Genomic DNA, 18,793 nt, shown 5'->3' on the forward strand with positions numbered 1-18,793 from the left:
TCAACTCCATTTATTTCATTTGGTTTTGTAGCTGGCTTTATAACTGTTTTTGTAGTTGGCTTTGTAATCGCTCTCGTAACTGCTTTAACGCTGGATCGCCTGGTGTACGTTGTTCCAGCATATCTACCTGAACTAATGCGTCTTCATAATTACCACTCGCTTCCAACGCCAATACATAGACAAAAGAGAAACGCGCATTATCAGGCTCAATTTGTTTGGCTTTAATCAGCGCATCCAAAGCTTGAGGCCAGTCACGTTTGACGACATATATCAATCCTAAGTTATGTAAGGCCATCGCGTGCTGTGGCTCAACCACTAATATCTCTTCGAGTAACACTCGAGCTTTGTCTAACTGACTCGTTTCACGATAGACACTCGCGAGGTTAAGCTTACTTGGTAAGAAGCTAGGCTGGATCCGCACTGCATTTAAATACTGCACCTGCGCTTGTTCAAGATCCCCAACTTTATAAGCGAGATCTGCCAGTGCAATTTGTGCTGATAATAAATCCTGTTGCTGTTGATACGTAGTTACAGCCTCCATTAACGCATCTTGCATTGGTTTTTGTGCTTTTTCGGGTAACTCTCGGCGAAATGCAGGGGCGAGTAATTTAATTGCTTGCAGGCGTACATTTTTATGCTCGTCATACAATAAACCAAAGCCCACTTGTAATTGTAACTGTTGTGAAGATCGCTCTAAAACAGTAATTACACCTAACTTAACCAAACTTTCAGAAGAGTTAGCCGCCTCATTCAAGATCTGCATATTTTCCATTTTAGTCATATCAAGACGACCAAGTAATACAGCACGACGCATTGCAGGTTGGCTTTCATCAACCACCAGTTTGGCAATATTCGCTTGCCCCTGCGGTGGGTTTTCAGCATTGAGGAGTAACGCGCTACCGATGTCATCGTATTGACCAAATACCTTAGATTTTTTACTTTTTAGCTGGCCTTGTGACCACTGGCTATTCTTATCTTGATGGCAATCTAAACATACATCCGGAGTACCTAAATTTTCACTCACCCAAGGATTAGGAATACGGAAAGCATGATCACGGCGATCATCAACGCCCATGTAACGTTTTTCAGGCATGTGGCAGTCAATACATTGGCCACCCGATGATCCTGAATCATGCAGGGTATGCTCAGGTGTATCAAATTTGCTTTGCACATGACATTGCGCACACAGGTTATTATCTAGCGTTAGCACCTTACCAGAGTGGGGATCATGGCAATTACTGCAAGTCACACCAGCCGTCGCCATCTTGCTTTGACTGAATGAGCCATAAACGTATACTTCGTCCTGAATTTGTCCATCACTGTAATATAGTTCAGGTAGTGCCAAGCGCGGGATATAGTGCTGAGTAAACTCACTTGGATCATTACCGTCAGTTAATGATGTACGTCGACTATGGCATGCTGCGCATTGATCTGGTTGACCGTGGTCAATAGAAACGGACTGGCCTTGAAGTACTTTGGCAGTATTCTTTCCATCTTCGAATATCCAATCCAATTTTTTATACTGCTTGTTTTTGAAACCTGAGTTAGCAACTGACTTTTGCTGTGCTTGGGTTAGGTTGATGTGTTTTTCAGCTGGTCCATGACAAGCTTCACAACTGACATTCACTTCACTAAATGTCGTGTTGTAACTGTCTTTTTCGACATCATAGCCACGCTTTAGATCCGTGGAATGACATTCTGCGCAACGGGCATTCCAATTGTTAAATTGCCCCAGCCAATTAAAAGGCGTGTCTGGTATATGCGTGTCTTCATAAAGGCTATACCAACGTTGGCCTCCCTCTTCTTTGCCTCGAGAATCCCAAGCCACTGGGTATGCCTGTAAGCGCCCCTTACCAATATCAACCAATATTTGCTGTAAAGGTTTATAAGCAAATACGTAAGGAACTTCATAACGCCTGCCTGTTTGACCTGTCTGGCCAGTTTCAATGTAATAACCCGCTTGGTCTTGATTAAAAATTGTCCAACCGTCTTTAGATTCAAAACGAATGTTATTAAAGTCCCCAAGTACACTCTTGTCGCTAGCTGGCAGCATAGAGTTGGCGTGATGAGACGGCTTCCAACTGGCCACTTCACTTTGATGGCAGTCAATACAAGTGTCGTTACCCACATAGCTTTGATTAACTATATAGTTTTCATTAACCATATAGCTAGGCTGGGCAAACACAACTGCGCTTAACGATAATAAGATTAAGTTGCACAACAACATGATTAGAGGCATTAAATAACTCATTTGATTAATTCTTTTAATTTGCAGGCGCTGAGCTTGTCTTTCCCCGCTGTTTTAGCCGGTGCTTGATAAGACGCTTCAAATAACTGCGCGACGGTTTCACTGTTTTTATTTCCTTGCAATAACCCCAAATTAGCATGTAGATCGGCTTTTTGGTAAAGCAAAGCGATAAACCGTGGCCACTGTTTGTTTTTTAACGATTTTTTAAGCTGGGAGTTAAGACTCGGTGGTATTTTTCGATATTTTAAATAGCTAAATAACAACAATAGAATAACGGTGCTGATGATAATGAATCCTTGTTTCTGCAGAGTGCTAATACCTGATACCTTGAGTGTGTTTGTGTCAAAATAGCCTTGCTGTAAACCATTGCCGAGATGCCACCAATTTAGCGACTCTCCACCCAGTTGATAATCACCAGGCTGTTTGATGACATAAGTGATCGTTTGCTTTATCGATGCTGTTTGCTCTCCGCGATTACTTTGATCATCAAGTTTTGGCTCTTGGACATTGATTTGTATACCGTCAACCATTGGAAACTTGATTGCCGGTATTTGAATACTTTTTATATCAGTGGCATTAATCGTGATCTCTCGTTGAATAATATCCCCCACTTGGTAACTTACTTGTGGCTCAGACCAACGTTGAACAAACTGCACGTCGCTAGACACGATATATTTTTTAATTTGTTTTAAAGGTTCAGGCACATAAGCAAATACCGCTAAGCTATCACTGCGTAATTGACTAACATGATTATCCTCTTCACTCCCATTATTTTCTCCAGCGCCTTTATATTCTCCTGTTCCCTTATATTGGACATGGAAAGTCAATGGAGGCAATTCCAGTAAACCGCTATGTTCTGGGTATAAGTCTACCTGCCAAAGCTGAGTCGCATATTTTTCACCGTCAATGATAGTGCTACCATTAATGGCAAATTGAGATGTTTGTGCCAAACGCGCTTTGGATAAAGAAGGCAATTGAAATCGCGTCGCACCATTAAAATAGCCTTTCACCGCAAGTAAATAGCTTATCGTTACCTTTTGCCCAACCACGGGATGATACTCATTAACCGTGGTCGTGATCACAGTTGTTTGAGGTTGTTTTTCAGCGGGTATACTTTGAGCCCATAACAGCTGCGGGACAATGAGAAGAAGAATGATGATTTTATTCATTCATACCTCCGGTACCTTTTAACTGTTTGTTATCAATATTTAATTGTTTATTATACTTTTCATTATCTTGTTTATTATATTCTGCTTGAAACTTGGCTCCTAAAAATAACTTAGGATCACGGCTTATATCACGTAACCATTGCTCTTTTTTCCGCTCACTACCCAGTAGTTCATCTAGCGACAACGTTTCTAACTCGACTGTTACCTGGCCGATTTGATCGCGATCTGCAGCCAATTGTTCATCGACCATGTCCTCTGAATCAGCACTTTCGCTCGGCGGTTTTTCTTCTTGTTGGTTTTCAGCGGTGAGCTTAATTTCTTCGATTAGCGCAGTGATAATACGTAGATTATTTAATGCATCTGCGTTGTCAGGATCGATCTTTAATAATAATTGATACAACTTTTGCGCTCGATGATAATTACGCCCTTCGCTATTTGTGACTGCTAGATTAAATAAACCAATCAAATCATCTTGCTGTTCGTAAATAACCGCCGCTTTGCGATAATCCTTGGCATAGACATAAGCTGCAGCTTGCCAGTTCGGATCCTGAAAACGTATCGCGGCTTCTTTATAATCTTGTTTATTGAAATAATAAGCCCCTTGTTGATCAGCCGTCATCCACCAATCAATAAAAGCAGCCTCAGCAGTATTTGGGCTCAGATTAACAACAAGTACAATCATCGCAGCCCAATGCAAGTTAAAACCACGTCGAAAGAAATACAACGCAATCAATAACACTGGATACAATAACCAGTAGCCAATATTGGTCAGTACTTGCTCTCCAGCACGATGATTCTCTGTTAGGTCGGTTAAGCGCTGGTAAAGACTGCTATCTGCACTATCTAAGTATTTACCCGTTAATACCTCAATATCTAGCGATTTAGCTTGCTGCGCTGCAGTATCCGTTAAGGCAACAAGTAACACATTATTGGTTTTTTTAGCTTGGTTAAAGTCAACCTTATTAACACTAAAACCATCACTGATAATTAATAAATCATAACCAAATTGCTGCCCGTCTTTGATCCGATTAACTTCCACTAATAACTGGTTAAGATCATCACCTTCTTCAGGCATGACCGACGGTGCTAAATAACCCAGATACAAGCGTAATAATGGTAATTGCTCCGATACAGGTAAAACTTGATGGCTACTACCCGCAAACGCAAGTAATGATACGGGACGATTGAACCCTTGCTGCAATAGTTGATCAACAATTAATTTACCGCGCTGTAAATGAGAAAAACCAGACGGTTGTTCACCTTCCATTGATATAGATAGATCTAATGCAATAATAAGCGGTGCATTAATTTTCTCATTTCCGGCTAACTGTATTTGCGGCCCTGCGATTGCAATTATCACAAGACTCGTACCAATGAGGGCAAACAGAATAGGTTTGAAACTGGCTTTTTTATTACCTTGTAGGGAAAATACACGTACTAGATGGCTAGCAATAATACCTTGCCCGGCCAAAGATAACGCCTGAATACGGCTACGCCATAACAAAAATAGCAATAATGATATCGGTAAAAATAGCAAAAACCATAACGGTTCAGCAAACTGTAGATCACTCAACATATTTGCCTCTTGCACGGTTTTTCCAATAAACCTGTATAGTTAGAAAGCCCCAAACAAGCACATAAAAAAGTAACAGCGGCCCCATCAACCAAGGGTATAGATCAGCTTTAGGCTGGAAGCGTTGCTGTTCGTAATTGGCAGGCGCGATATTATTAATATCAACTAACACCTTTTGTAAACTATCACTATCTGCGGCAACATAACTCAGTCCATTACTGACTTTGGCGATCTTCTCGAGACTAGCAAAATCAACTTTATCATCACCTTCGGTTTTTGGATCGCCCATGCCTAAGGTATAAATGTTAATGCCATCGGTTGCCGCGACACGCGCAGCATCAACAGCGTCAAGCCGAGAGTGGGTATCACTACCATCGGTAACGAGCAGTAACAAACGCTGAGTCGAGTTAGATTGCTCAAATGCGCGAATAGATAAACCAATTGCATCGCCAATCGCGGTGGCAGGTCCAGCCATTTGCGTATCCATATCATTTAGTAGGTTTAACCATAATTGTAGATCGTCTGTAAAAGGGACTTGTAAATACGCCCCCGAACCAAACACAATCAATCCCAAACGATCACCTGCTCTGTCCTTGGAAAATGCACTTAGTACTGCTTTAAGTGCATCAATTCTTGAGATAGCCTGCTGCTTATCACCTGCCATAAAGTAATCTTTTTGTTCCATCGATTGCGATAAATCGACTACGATCATCAAGTCGCGGCCGGCTTTCTCCGTGACCTGGACTTCACCTAATAATACCGGTCGAGCCAAACTGAATATCAATCCAAACCAAAATAAAATCAACGCAATAGATTGAATAAGCTGACGTTGATGTGCAACAGCCCCCGCGTTAGGAGTTTGACCTGTAGCAGCAACAACACGCTGAAAAAATGGGATATAAAGCGACACACTCGGCTGCATATACGCGGGTAAAAAACGATAGATGAAATAAGGTAATACCAATAATAATAGTAACCAAGGGTAATCAAGTGTGATGTTCATAATGATGCCCCTGCAGCCATTGTTGGCACTTCGTTTTTAAGGTAGCGAATTCATCCGTATTACAGCTCACTTTATCTGGGTGCTGAAAAGCCAACTGGTTTAATAACTGCCAATCAAAGTCGTTAAAAGACACACTCTCGATGCCTTTGTTTAGACTAACTAAAAATGTCTCCTTCTGTAATTCGACCTGCTGTGCAGTAGTATGACTAAGCGCATCATTAAGAGCATGGCTAAGAGCATAGTGTAAGATGCTTAACAACTGCGTCGCATCCTGCATTGATAGCAAGTGCAACTGTGACAAGGCATTACGTCGATAAGCATTGTTCATATAATGCTTACGCTTTTGGTCAATAAAAATGCAGGACACAACTAAAACCAAAACCATCAATACATACCAACCGTACGCTAACGGCCACCAGCTCACATCTTGTGGCAATATCAGTCCTTTCAATTGCTGCAACGAATTCATTATTTATATCCCTGTAATAATGTCGCTATTTGTACATCCACCGGGTCAATCGTATTGACCAAGCCAATCGGTAACGTGCTCGCCACCAATGCTTGCTCGAGTCGCTGAAGTTTGGCTTTATATAGTTGGTCGAATTTATCTTGATTGTCAGTATTTGCTTGAATATTTATCTGCTGTTGTCCTTGTGAAACGCTTAGGCCATGAGCCTGACTAATATCCACTTCCAACGGATCTTGTACAATAAATAACAGAACATTAGCCTTGTGATGTATTACCTCTAATTCATTAATATCATCTTCAGCAAGACCTTCAATGTCAGTAATTAGAATCACGACACTTTGATTATTTAAGCTTGATAGCCAAGGTTTGACTTGACTGAAAATAGACGTTTGGGGGTTGTTTGACGCTTTTACCGGATCAAGTGACAATTGATTATTTGCTGTCACTATCGTTTCTAACAATTGCAGTACACCTCGGCTGGTACGCTTAGTGCTGATTTGGTGCATTTTATCTGCGATCACCAAACCACCCACTCTATCGCCAGCTGAATGTGCCATCCATGCAAATAAAGCCGCCACCTCTGCGGCAACCACTGATTTCGTTTTATCGACACTACCAAAAAACATAGATAGGCGCTGATCAACTACTATCGATACGGGACGGTCTGTTTCTTCAGAATAAATACGCACATAAGGTTTACCTAAACGAGCACTGGTACGTGAATCAATTTGGCGAATATTATCCCCATCTTGATATTGTCTTAGCTCCTCAAAATTTAAACCACTACCACGCAGGCGTGAGGCATGCTGTCCAGATAGCATACCTGCAGGTCGATAACTGGCACTCAGGCGTATTTTCATCGCATATTGCTTTAATGCGATTAACCTAGCTAGATTAGTGTAAATCCGCGCATCATCCATTGCTATTACGCCTCCTAAAGCACCGGCGTCGCTTTAATCAAATCAATCACGACTTGCGACGCTGATTTACCCAAGGCAACCGCGTTATAACTGAGCGTGATCCGATGATTCAATACTGGTACAGCCACAGCTCTTACATCATCTGGATCAACAAAATCACGACCTGATAATAATGCATGAGCACGCGCCGCTTTATCCAAAGCAATACTTGCTCGAGGACTCGCCCCAACACGAATAAGTTCGGCTAGCTGTTCATTATTTGTGGTAGTTGGATCACGTGTTGCCATCACTAACGAAACGATATACTGCTCAATATTTTCAGAAATATATACTTCATCCACTAAATCACGTGCCGTTAGAATGAATGCCTCGGCGTTCTCTAATCGCGTTAATTGCATACTTTTTTGTTTGTTTTGTCCTCGCACTAAACGAATGATAGCCAGTTCAGTGTCATGGTCGGGATAGTCTAAAATAAGCTTAAAGAGAAAACGGTCCATTTGCGCTTCAGGCAGAGGATAAGTACCTTCTTGTTCTATCGGGTTTTGCGTTGCCATTACCATAAATACAGGCTGCATCTTATGACTGGTATTACCGACAGTCACTTGCCGTTCTTCCATCGCCTCTAATAATGCAGATTGTACTTTAGGCGGTGCACGATTGATCTCATCCGCCAACAACACACTGTTAAATACAGGTCCAGGGTTAAAATCAATTTGCTGATCACTATTGACAGATAATGACTCATAACCAATTACATCAGAAGGCAATAAATCCGGGGTAAATTGCACTCGTCCTTGGCTTAGCCCTAACAATTCAGATAACGCTTTAACACTGCGGGTTTTCGCCGTACCAGGTAAACCTTCCAGCAGTACATGACCATCAGCAAGTAAGGCAACTAACAAACCTTTGACTATATCTGCTTGCCCTAATACCTGCGATTGTAATCCATTTTTAAGTAGCTCAAGCTGCGTATAGACTGCTTGTTTATCCATAATGACACCACTGATATGACTGAGATTGGATTGAGTATGGTTATTTTTTATCGCTCACTACTGTTAATAAGCATAAAAAATAAAGGGCGCAAATGCGCCCTTTAACATGATATTAGTTATTTATTGTGACTTTCTTGGAGTTTTTCCATTACCTGATCTAAGCTAAAACTTGCCGCTTTTTGACTAGGAGGGAATTCTTGGAATGTTTTTAAGAAATCACCAACATACGCTTGTGCAGGCACAAACATGTACGCATGGTCTAATAACCAATCGTAGTATGTATTAGATGTAATATCTGCGGTTTCGTATGGGTCCATACGTAAGTTAAACAATTTAGGTAAACGTAATGTCACAAACGGTTCAGACCAGATTTGCATCGTACCTTGAACACGCTGCTCCATGAACACCGCTTTCCAGTTGTTATAACGTAATGCCGCTAAATCACCATCATCAGTGAAGTAAAAGATTTCTTTACGTGGTGCAGTTTCTGATTTACCCGTTAGGTAAGGTAAGAAATTGTAACCGTCTAAATGATTTTTAAACTTCTTAGGGCCAGCTTTATGACCTTTCAATAGTTTCGCTTTCACATCTGAATCACCCGCTGCGGCTGCAAACGTTGGTAACCAGTCCATGTGATGCATGATCTCGTTAGACACTTCACCAGCTTTAATTTTACCCGGCCAGCGAACCATAGCGGGAACACGATAAGCACCTTCCCAGTTAGTATTTTTCTCGCCACGGAAAGGCGTTGCACCGGCATCTGGCCAGCTGTTCATGTGTGGACCGTTATCTGTAGAATAGAACACGATAGTATTATCTTTAATACCCAGGTCATCTACTTTCTGCAATAATTTACCTACATGTTTATCATGTTCAATCATACCATCAGCATAATTACTTAAGTTAGATTGACCCTGTTGTGAAGGTTGAATATGTGTACGGAAATGCATACGTGTGGCATTCCACCAAACAAAGAATGGCTTTTTAGCTTTTACCGATTTATCCATAAATTTCATGGCTGCAACGATAGTTTCATCATCGACAGTTTCCATGCGTTTTTTGGTTAATGGACCGGTATCTTCAATTTTGCCATCCGCATAAGAATGAATGACACCACGAGGGCCGAATTTTTTACGGAATTCAGGATCTTTAGGGTAGTCAATATTCTCAGGTTCTTCCTCTGCATTTAAGTGATATAAATTACCAAAGAACTCATCAAATCCATGAGCAGTCGGCAAGAATTTATCTTGATCACCAAGGTGGTTTTTACCAAATTGACCCGTTGCATAACCCATAGGTTTAAGGATTTCAGCAATCGTGGCGTCCGATGCTTGCAAGCCAACGTCAGCACCGGGTAAACCAACTTTACTTAAGCCTGTACGCAATACACTTTGGCCAGTAATGAACGTTGAACGACCCGCGGTACAAGATTGCTCAGCATAGTAATCGGTAAACATCATGCCTTCTTTCGCAATGCTATCAATACTCGGTGTTTTATAGCCCATTAAACCAAAGGTGTAAGCACTGACATTTGACTGGCCAATATCATCCCCCCAAATAACCAGAATGTTCGGTTTTTCAGCAGCACTTAGATTAAGTGACGCCAATCCCAAGGCTGCAAATGAAAGCAACCTTAACCTTTTCTGCATTGTAGTAACCATGTCATCTGTACTCCATGTTATAAACACAATTAAATATTGAATGTCATTTTGGCTTTTGTTATCGAATAATATGAGCAATCAATCTTAATGAATGTAGTACAGTTGTTACTATTCAGCACTTTAATGAGAAAATAATCAGATTAAAAAGAAGTGGGGATTCAATAGAGTTACACGGTATTCATTTATATTAAGCCCTATATTAAAAACTAGACAGATCAAGTTTTATCGCTGAACCTAACCAATGCACATGCTCGGTATGATCAATTAGATCATCGCCTGTCACAGCATGTATCAACACGCTTAGATCCTGCCTATTTTCTTTAACCCAAGGCACAAAAGCAGCAAAATCAGCGTGGTGAAATGTTGCAGCAAAGCTCCATTGTGGATGCGGTCCCACCAGCCGGGTATTTAAATTACCGACTTCTAAGCCAAGTTCATCACGAATAGTAGTGCGTAATACAGTCACTAATGCCAGCGATGATTCATCAAAATAAAAATGCGCATGATAACTGTCGTGGCTATTACTCAGGTCATTACCCTGTTCATTCGTTAAGTTGTGGTCTTGAGTATGGGGGTTAGAACTCATAAATACCTCATAAAATTAAAGCGTTAAAACAACAAATTCAAGATAGCACAGTTATTATTGCCTTAATACGCCCTTTACTTTCTTCACATTACAGTTAACAACCCACCGCTAAAACCAACATACACAAACACTAAATGACGTTAATTTACAGTGCTTTACATTGTATTTTTTGATTTACATTCTTTACCTATAATTTGCTAGTCATTGGGGTTTGTTTTACTATATGATATAAGAATACGAACAATTATCATTTGGATTTATAATAGTATGAAACTATCAGTTGTAGCTACTTTCTTTGGATTATTATTTTCAGCCAGCGCTTTATCAGACACCATCACTGTTACCCATCAATTAGGTAAAACCACATTAGAGACTAACCCTCAGCGTGTTGTCGTGATTGGCACGGGTACATTAGATGCGTTAGATTATTTTGGTATTAAGCCTGTGGCATTAAGTAAAGCGACAACGATGCCTGACTATTTATTGAAATATCAAAGTAAAGAATTCGCGTCTTCAGGTAGCTTAAACGAACCTGATTTTGAAACTATTTACATGCAAAAACCAGATGTGATCATCATCGGTTCTCGCGCTGTCGAATCTTATAAAGAATTATCTAAAATAGCGCCAACAGTAATGTTCGCACCAGAATCAACTGGCTATTGGCAGAGTACTCAACAACAATGGCGTATGCTGGGTGACATCTTTGAAATCCAACCAAAAGTAGAAGCTAAGATCGCCAATGTAGACGCTAAGATCACTGAAATTGCAGCTTACAATAAAACCCATGACGTTAAAGCATTAACGGTAATGAGTACTGGCGGTAATATCACCACATTTGGTGCGCAATCGCGTTTCTCTGCCATCTACCGTGATTTTGGTTTCCAAGAAGCCGTCCCTAACATTAAAGAATCTCGTCATGGTGACTTAATTTCGTATGAATTCATTAGCAACATTAATCCCGCTAACCTCTTCATCATCGACAAAGACAAACTGATTAATAAAGACAAGAGCCGTACCCGTGAAGAATTCGCTAATCCATTAGTTAAATCAACCAAAGCGTACAAAGACGATAAGCTCAATTATCTCGATATTAACGCTTGGTATATTGCCCTGTCAGGTGTCACGGCAACCGATCAAATGATTGAAGATATGCAGCAATCACGCGCACTGTAATTGAGGCTTACCTTGAAAAAGTTATTGTTTGTACTGGTCACTCTCAGTATTGCATCGGTATTTATCGGTGTCGCTAACTTATCGTTAGCAGCTATTTTAGCCGGTGATACCGAGGCTATCGAATTACTGTTAATCAGCCGTTTGCCTCGCTTATTAGCTATTTTACTCTCAGGCGCAGGGCTGAGTATTGCAGGACTGATTATGCAGCAGATCAGTCAAAACCGATTCGCATCACCATCGACATCTGGCACCATTGAATGTGCCATGCTCGGCTATGTCTTAAGCCTGGTATTCCTAGGTCATGGTGATAACTTATTGCTGATATTTGGTATGGCGATTGCGGGTACCTTGCTATTCATTCAGTTTATCCATCGGGTCCAGTTTAAAAACGCCATTTACGTTCCGCTCATCGGTATTATTTTTGGTAATGTCGTGTCTTCGGCTGCCACTTTCGTCGCTTATAAATATGATGCAGTGCAGAACTTATCAGCTTGGACAGTGGCTAATTTTGCTAGCATTTTACAGGGTAATTACGAATTACTTTATATCGCCCTGCCTATCTCTGTGATCAGCTACTGGTACGCCACCCGCTTGTCTGCAGTGGGTATGGGTAAAGACTTCGCCACTAATATCGGCTTGAATTACCAACAGGTACTCTTCATCGGCATTATGCTTGTGTCTATTATGTCTGCATCTGTGGTGATGATTGTCGGACAATTACCTTTCTTAGGCTTGATCGTACCTAATTTAGTCACGCAATTTTATGGTGATAATTTACGTAAAAACATTCCGCTCACCGCCATTATCGGCGCTATTTTAATTTTACTTTGTGATGTTGTTGGTCGCGTGATCATCTTCCCTTACGAGATCCCTATTTCGATGATCATCAGCATATTAGGTGGCGTGGTATTTATCTTCTTCATTGTAAAAGGGAAACAAAATGTCTGATGCAATGAAACTCACCGGACTGGTAGTTATCACGGTACTCTTCACGTTTCTATTCATCGGTGTTGGTTTAGATGCGTCAAACTATGCATACTTTTTATCACGTCGCGTGCCAAAAGTATTAGCCATGATCATCGCCAGTATTGCCATTGCGCAATCATCATTGGTATTTCAAACCATCACCCATAATCGTATTTTAACCCCGAGTATTATGGGTTTTGATGCCTTATATTTACTGACTCAAGTACTCGTCGTGGTTATCTTTGGCGGCTTTAGTGTATTGCTATTAAATCCGTTTATTAACTTTGCTTTGTCGGTTTCCATCATGGTGGGCTTTTCGTTATTACTGTTTGGTTTTTACTTCGCCAGTAATGACGGTAAAAGTAACGTCATTACCTTGTTATTACTTGGCGTTATCTTCGGTCAACTATTTGATAATGTGTCATCATTTTTCATGATGCTCGTCGATCCCAATGACTTCTTAACGATTCAAGCAAGCATGTTTGCCAGCTTCAATAACGTCAACCAAGAACTGGTTTATTTATGTGTTGTGCCATTGCTTGTGGTCAGTGCCCTGCTCTTTAAGCTCGCACCGATATTGGATGTCTTTTGGTTAGACAATGACAATGCGATAAGCCTAGGGGTTGATACTCGCCGCGTCACCAAGCAAGTATTGATACTCGTCGCTATCATGATCTCGTTATCAACAGCCTTGGTGGGTCCGGTTATGTTCTTCGGTTTACTGGTAGCGAATTTAACCAAAGAGTTTTTTCATACTTACCGCCATAAAACATTGCTCATCGCCAGTAGTTTAATGGCGATGTCGATGCTGTTATCAGGGCAGTGGATCATCGAAAATGTCTTTAGTTTCTCAACCACGCTCAGCGTCGTAATTAATTTCGTCGGTGGATTGTACTTCTTATCTCTGCTTGTTCGCCAAAAAATTCAATAGCTAGCGATTAAATCATCGCAATTAGGATATATAAAACGTGATTTCAGTAACCAATTTATCTAAAGCCTTTGGCAATCACAAAGTTGTCGATCAAGCCTCGGCCTCATTTATTAAAGGCCAGGTCACTTCTATTATTGGCCCCAATGGCGCAGGTAAAAGTACCGTATTGTCGATGGCATGTCGTTTATTAAATAAAGACAGTGGTACAGTAATTATCGACAATCAAGACGTATTGGATTGGGATACCAAGGCATTAGCGAAAAAGTTAGCCGTGCTACGCCAATCTAACAATTTGAATATGCGCTTTACAGTACGAGAATTAGTGGCTTTTGGGCGCTATCCTTATAGCCAAGGCAAACTGACAACTAACGATAATGAGGTCATAGACAAAGCGATCGGCTACTTAGATTTAACCCCGATTGAAAACAAATACCTTGATGAACTTAGCGGTGGCCAACGCCAGCTAGCCTTTATTGCTATGGTGGTGGCACAAGATACTGATTATGTGTTTTTGGATGAGCCACTGAATAACTTAGATATTAAGCATTCATTACAGATAATGAAAAACATTAAAACCTTAGCCCATGAATTAGGTAAGGCAGTGGTCATTGTGATCCACGATATTAACTTTGCCTCTTGTTATTCAGACAATATCGTCGCACTAAAAAAAGGCAAAGTTGTCGCTAATGGCACGGTTGCAGAGATCATCAACCAAGCAACCTTATCGGCAATTTACGACACTGATTTTGATATTCACGAAATTAACGGTAAGCGCATTTGCATGTACTACGGGCAATAGCCGACCATTAAGGGGAAAAATATGAGCAAGAAACCAAACGCTAGAGTCGTCACTGTAATAGACAGCCAACAAATAACGCCAAATATGCAGCGTATTAGCTTTCAAGCAGACGATTTATCTCACTTTCCTGCTGATGCTGAAGGTGGCTATATTAAGCTACTGTTTACTGACTGTGGTGATACCGATATTTCACAATTACCGGCAGACAGCCGCGCTAAAATGCGCACTTATACCATACGTCATTTACGCCAATCACTCGATCAATTTGACGTTGACTTTGTACGTCATGAGCATAGTGTTAATGAAAAAACGAGCAGTGAACACGGTGGTTTTGCGGCGGCATGGTCACAATCAGCGCGCATTGGCGATACCATCTCCATTGCAGGTCCAGGGGAAATAAAACCGATACATTTAAACGTTGAGTGGTACTTTTTAGTGGCTGACATGACTGCGCTACCGGCATTAGCCGCGCAACTCAACAAGCTCCCTGCGACAGCCGAAGGTTATGCCGTCATTGAAATTAACCATATCGATGACAAGCAAACCTTAATCAAACCAGATGGCATAGAAGTTATTTGGGTTGTCGCAAATTCAACTGAGACAGAGCTAGCCAACCAAGTACAAGGCTTAAGCTGGTTATCAGGTGAGCCTTCGGTGTGGTGTGCTTGTGAATTTTCAACCATGCGTGCATTACGCCAATACTTTAGAAATGAAAAAAATGTCGATAAAGATAACCTCTATATCAGCAGTTATTGGAAATCGGGATGCACTGAAGATGGCCATAAAATAGCAAAACGTAACGATAATGAAGCACAGCTAAGTGGTTAATCCCCCTTTTCACTTCATTTTCGCGTAAACTAGCCCGGTTTTGTATCATTCTAACAACGGGCTAAATCATTTTGCATACTCTATCTCAGCTGAAATCGGGTGAATTAACAGGTATTAAGCGTTTAACATTATCAGAAAATCTAACCGCTTTCCCTCTGGAGATCTTGTCACTGGCGAGCAGTTTAGAGATCCTCGATTTATCTAATAACCAGTTAACTCATTTACCAGCAGAAATTGCTCAGTTAACTAAATTGAAGATCTTGTTTGCATCAAACAATCAGTTTGTAACCTTGCCTGAAGTTCTGGGTCAATGCCCTAACCTAGAAATGGTTGGCTTTAAATCAAACCAAATTAACCAGGTGCCAGACGCTTCATTACCCGTTAAATTACGCTGGTTGATCTTAACGGATAACCGCCTTGAAGTATTACCGGATTCATTAGGTGAGCGTCCACGCTTACAAAAATTAGCGTTAGCAGGCAACTGTTTAACAGAGCTACCTCAGACTATGTCTCAGTGTCATAACCTAGAGTTAGTGCGTATTTCAGCTAACCGCCTAACTGAATGTCCTGAGCAACTGTTCGGTTTACCTAAGCTAGCTTGGTTTGCCTTCTCGGGCAATCCATTTAGCCAAGCTGATGTATCAATAGATAGCGTGCCGCAATTAGCATCATCAAGCTATACACTACAAAACGTACTGGGCCAAGGCGCATCAGGCGTGATTTCAAAAGCGGTGTGGAATGAGCAACAAACGCAATTTCCAGACGAGATCGCAGTAAAAGTATTTAAAGGTGAAGTGACTAGTGATGGTTATCCTGAAGATGAATTACAAGCGTGTTTAAAAGTAGGCAACCACCCGAGCTTAGTACAGTCATTAGCACAGGTAAAAGAAGCCGATTACTTAGCACTGATCATGAACTTGATCCCTGCACATTACGCTAACTTAGGGCTACCACCATGCTTTAACAGCTGTACCCGTGATACTTTCCCAACTGATTTTAGCTTGCCTATTACTCACATTGATAAGATCGTCTCACAAATGGATGAAGTATTTACCCATTTACATGACAATCAAGTGTGCCATGGTGATTTATACGCCCACAACACCTTGTTTGATGTAGATGCGAATATCATCTTTGGTGATTTTGGTGCGGCCACCATGTACCACATGCTAACTGACATACAGCAAGCGCAAGTGAAAGAGATTGAGAATCGTGCTTTATTACACTTTATTGATGATTTATTAAGTGTGTGTGCTGAAGAAGATAAAGAAAGTGAGGCGTTTAAACGCCTTAATCAGCGTGTAGGTTAAATAACTATTCACTCGCGCTTATAATACAAACCCGTTTAGTTTGTCTATATTGATGACATTAAACGGGTTTTATTTAACACTATAATTTGAATTTATTATTCTTATAACGCGCCATTGCAGCTACGTCTTTATCTACTATCGTTTGCCCTATTGGAGCAAGCGAGATAACCGCTAATTTCAAATGTTGCAGAGCAAACGGAATACCAATAATCGTCACGAAGCAGGCTATAGCAGATGCCACATGGCCTAGTGCTAACCACACGCCCGCAAAAATAAACCACAGCGCATTACCGATAAAGCCAAAACTACCAGTACCAATATCTTCTGCACGCGTCAGTTCATCACGATATATAGCCTCTTTACCAAACGGGAAAAAAGAAAAACCAGCAATGACAAAGCAAGAACGTCCCCACGGAATACCAACAATACTAATAAACGCTAATACGCCAAAGAGTACCCATGCTAACCCCATGACAGCACCACCAAACAGAAACCAAATTATATTACCGAGTGTTCTCATGTTATCGTCCCGTCTCAGTTTATCTTAATTCAAGTGTTTAACTACCTATAAGACCTATAAGACCTATAAGACCTATAAGACCTATAAGACCTATAATACAAGCACATTGCTTTTAGACTACAGAACCATGTGAAGATTCAAGTTATTTATCATTAAAAATAAACAGTCTGTGTCATTGTGCTTTTATTTTGAACGTCTATTTAATTTTCTACAACGTATCACAACATAGTTTATAACAATACTATGATGCTCAATATTAATGTGCTACCCGTCACCCTATGTCCCATTTATCCAATAATTTCCCGCATAATCAATTACCATCAACCCGTTAACTAATAACCTTAATTCTGATCATGGTATTTAAATGAAGATAACTCAAACTCACGCTATCGCTTTTTTCAGTGTTATCTTCATGCTAATGGCCAGTATTTCCCTACTTGCAGTTCAAAAATTTCAGTACTCTACTACAACAGTATTAGCGAGTCGAACAGCTGAAGTTATCGCCACAACGGTTAACCAAGCTCGCGTATCATATAGCGCAGATATAGCACAAATAAGCTTACATCCTGATATTACCGTCGAAACCTTATATCATGGTAAACCACTGTCGATCCCCAACCCCGCAACATTTGCAATCGAACTTGGTGAAGCGGTATCCAACCGAGATGCCGGGATTATTATTCATACCTACAGTAAATATCCATTTAAAAATCGAGCCCTAACAGGTGGTCCTCAAGACAAATTCCAACAAGATGCGCTAGCGATACTAAGCACAATTAACCCCGTATTTGAGCGTATAGAAGAGCTTGGTGGCACACCTGTTTTACGCCATTCAGAAGCGATTTTAATGGAAAAAAGCTGTGTGGATTGTCATAATTATCACCCTAACAGCCCTAAAAAAGATTGGAAAATTGGCGATATACGTGGCGCAATAGATGTGACAGTACCTTTAGAGGGGGGAAATGATGACCTTGCCGCTATTGTTCGTTACTCTTACATCATCTTCATGGCATTTTCTGTCATTAGTTTGTTAGGTATGTTTATCACCCTTAAACGCACCCACCAGCAATCGAAAGAACTCGACAAAAAAGTAAAAATACGCACTAACATATTAAATGAAATGGCGTATACAGATTCACTGACGTTAATTGCTAACCGCCGTGCGTATGAAGAATTCTGTGATAATATCATTAATAAAAAATGTGCCAATAGCCTGCCGTTAGCCATCATTATTTATGATTTAGACCACTTTAAACAAATTAATGATCAATATGGTCATGATATGGGCGATGAATGTTTGATTGCAACTGTAGAGGCCGTTTCGGCAATACTGCCTGCAGATAACAATTTTCATGCGCGCATTGGCGGGGAAGAATTTGCGATTATTTTAAAGCATGTATCAAACGAGCAGTTAGAACAGACAGTACAGCGTATACTCGAGAGTGTCAGGCAGGTTAAAGTATTAAAACAGCCTGATATCAAGGTAACCTGCAGCATAGGTGCAACACTCGCAACCGAGCTGAATGAAACAACCATTAAAAGCATAGTTAAAACCGCTGATGATGCCCTCTATGAAGCGAAATCTTTAGGTCGCGATCAGTGGGTTAGTAAGCCTTATGATATACATCATAAATGATACGTTAGC

General features: G+C 40.8%; 17 protein-coding genes. 7 read left to right on the plus strand and 10 right to left on the minus strand.

Features of this window, described 5'->3' with window-relative positions; genetic code table 11:
* Positions 1-37: 37 nt before the first annotated feature.
* The 9 genes from FR932_RS10800 to FR932_RS10840 form a co-directional block, all read right to left on the minus strand.
* The gene (locus FR932_RS10800) at positions 38-2,251 is read right to left on the minus strand and encodes an ammonia-forming cytochrome c nitrite reductase subunit c552 (RefSeq protein WP_019440634.1); all 2,214 of its coding nucleotides are present in this window, start codon (positions 2,249-2,251) and stop codon (positions 38-40) included.
* Positions 2,248-3,417 carry a BatD family protein gene (locus tag FR932_RS10805; protein ID WP_019440635.1) on the minus strand — a complete coding sequence of 390 codons (1,170 nt, stop codon included), beginning with the start codon at positions 3,415-3,417 and terminating at the stop codon, positions 2,248-2,250. Before FR932_RS10805 ends, FR932_RS10800 begins: the two co-directional genes overlap by 4 nt.
* Positions 3,410-5,008 carry a tetratricopeptide repeat protein gene (locus FR932_RS10810; RefSeq protein WP_240532377.1) on the minus strand — a complete coding sequence of 533 codons (1,599 nt, stop codon included), beginning with the start codon at positions 5,006-5,008 and terminating at the stop codon, positions 3,410-3,412. The genes FR932_RS10805 and FR932_RS10810 overlap by 8 nt, the downstream gene beginning before the upstream one ends.
* Entirely contained in the window at positions 4,983-5,993 is a 1,011-nt protein-coding gene (locus tag FR932_RS10815; protein ID WP_019440637.1) for a VWA domain-containing protein, read from the minus strand. Before FR932_RS10815 ends, FR932_RS10810 begins: the two co-directional genes overlap by 26 nt.
* Positions 5,977-6,462, minus strand: coding sequence for a DUF4381 domain-containing protein (locus tag FR932_RS10820; protein ID WP_019440638.1), 486 nt, complete (start codon positions 6,460-6,462; stop codon positions 5,977-5,979). The genes FR932_RS10815 and FR932_RS10820 overlap by 17 nt, the downstream gene beginning before the upstream one ends.
* Positions 6,462-7,382 carry a DUF58 domain-containing protein gene (locus FR932_RS10825; protein ID WP_019440639.1) on the minus strand — a complete coding sequence of 307 codons (921 nt, stop codon included), beginning with the start codon at positions 7,380-7,382 and terminating at the stop codon, positions 6,462-6,464. The genes FR932_RS10820 and FR932_RS10825 overlap by 1 nt, the downstream gene beginning before the upstream one ends.
* Before the next feature lie 14 nt (positions 7,383-7,396).
* Entirely contained in the window at positions 7,397-8,374 is a 978-nt protein-coding gene (locus FR932_RS10830; RefSeq protein ID WP_019440640.1) for an AAA family ATPase, read from the minus strand.
* A gap of 116 nt (positions 8,375-8,490) precedes the next feature.
* Entirely contained in the window at positions 8,491-10,035 is a 1,545-nt protein-coding gene (locus FR932_RS10835; protein WP_019628861.1) for an arylsulfatase, read from the minus strand.
* Between the two features lie 199 nt (positions 10,036-10,234).
* Complete coding sequence (locus tag FR932_RS10840) at positions 10,235-10,621, minus strand: DOPA 4,5-dioxygenase family protein (protein ID WP_019440642.1); 387 nt, start codon at positions 10,619-10,621, stop codon at positions 10,235-10,237.
* A 267-nt stretch (positions 10,622-10,888) separates the two neighbouring features.
* Between FR932_RS10840 and FR932_RS10845 the strand changes: the two genes are divergently transcribed.
* From FR932_RS10845 to FR932_RS10870, 6 genes are all read left to right on the plus strand, one after another.
* Positions 10,889-11,794 carry a siderophore ABC transporter substrate-binding protein gene (locus tag FR932_RS10845; RefSeq protein ID WP_019440643.1) on the plus strand — a complete coding sequence of 302 codons (906 nt, stop codon included), beginning with the start codon at positions 10,889-10,891 and terminating at the stop codon, positions 11,792-11,794.
* Between the two features lie 12 nt (positions 11,795-11,806).
* Complete coding sequence (gene vctD / locus FR932_RS10850; protein WP_019440644.1) at positions 11,807-12,742, plus strand: iron chelate uptake ABC transporter permease subunit VctD; 936 nt, start codon at positions 11,807-11,809, stop codon at positions 12,740-12,742.
* Positions 12,735-13,691: an iron chelate uptake ABC transporter family permease subunit gene (locus FR932_RS10855; protein ID WP_019440645.1), complete on the plus strand. Its 957-nt coding sequence runs from the start codon at positions 12,735-12,737 to the stop codon at positions 13,689-13,691. The genes vctD and FR932_RS10855 overlap by 8 nt, the downstream gene beginning before the upstream one ends.
* A 37-nt stretch (positions 13,692-13,728) precedes the next feature.
* Positions 13,729-14,490 carry an iron ABC transporter ATP-binding protein gene (locus FR932_RS10860; protein ID WP_019440646.1) on the plus strand — a complete coding sequence of 254 codons (762 nt, stop codon included), beginning with the start codon at positions 13,729-13,731 and terminating at the stop codon, positions 14,488-14,490.
* 21 nt (positions 14,491-14,511) lie between these two features.
* Entirely contained in the window at positions 14,512-15,318 is an 807-nt protein-coding gene (locus FR932_RS10865; protein WP_019440647.1) for a siderophore-interacting protein, read from the plus strand.
* 71 nt (positions 15,319-15,389) lie between these two features.
* On the plus strand, positions 15,390-16,628 hold the full coding sequence (locus FR932_RS10870) for a leucine-rich repeat-containing protein kinase family protein (protein ID WP_019440648.1): 1,239 nt from the start codon (positions 15,390-15,392) through the stop codon (positions 16,626-16,628).
* Between the two features lie 79 nt (positions 16,629-16,707).
* Here the strand turns inward: FR932_RS10870 and FR932_RS10875 are convergent, their stop codons facing one another.
* Complete coding sequence (locus FR932_RS10875) at positions 16,708-17,148, minus strand: YccF domain-containing protein (protein ID WP_019440649.1); 441 nt, start codon at positions 17,146-17,148, stop codon at positions 16,708-16,710.
* A 364-nt stretch (positions 17,149-17,512) separates the two neighbouring features.
* Here FR932_RS10875 and FR932_RS10880 point away from each other — a divergent pair, with 364 nt between their 5' ends.
* A complete protein-coding gene (locus FR932_RS10880; RefSeq protein ID WP_019440650.1) occupies positions 17,513-18,784 on the plus strand; it encodes a diguanylate cyclase domain-containing protein in 1,272 nt (423 codons plus the stop codon).
* The last annotated feature ends 9 nt before the right edge of the window (positions 18,785-18,793 follow it).

It is taken from the genome of Moritella marina ATCC 15381 (assembly GCF_008931805.1).
Taxonomy (GTDB): domain Bacteria; phylum Pseudomonadota; class Gammaproteobacteria; order Enterobacterales; family Moritellaceae; genus Moritella; species Moritella marina.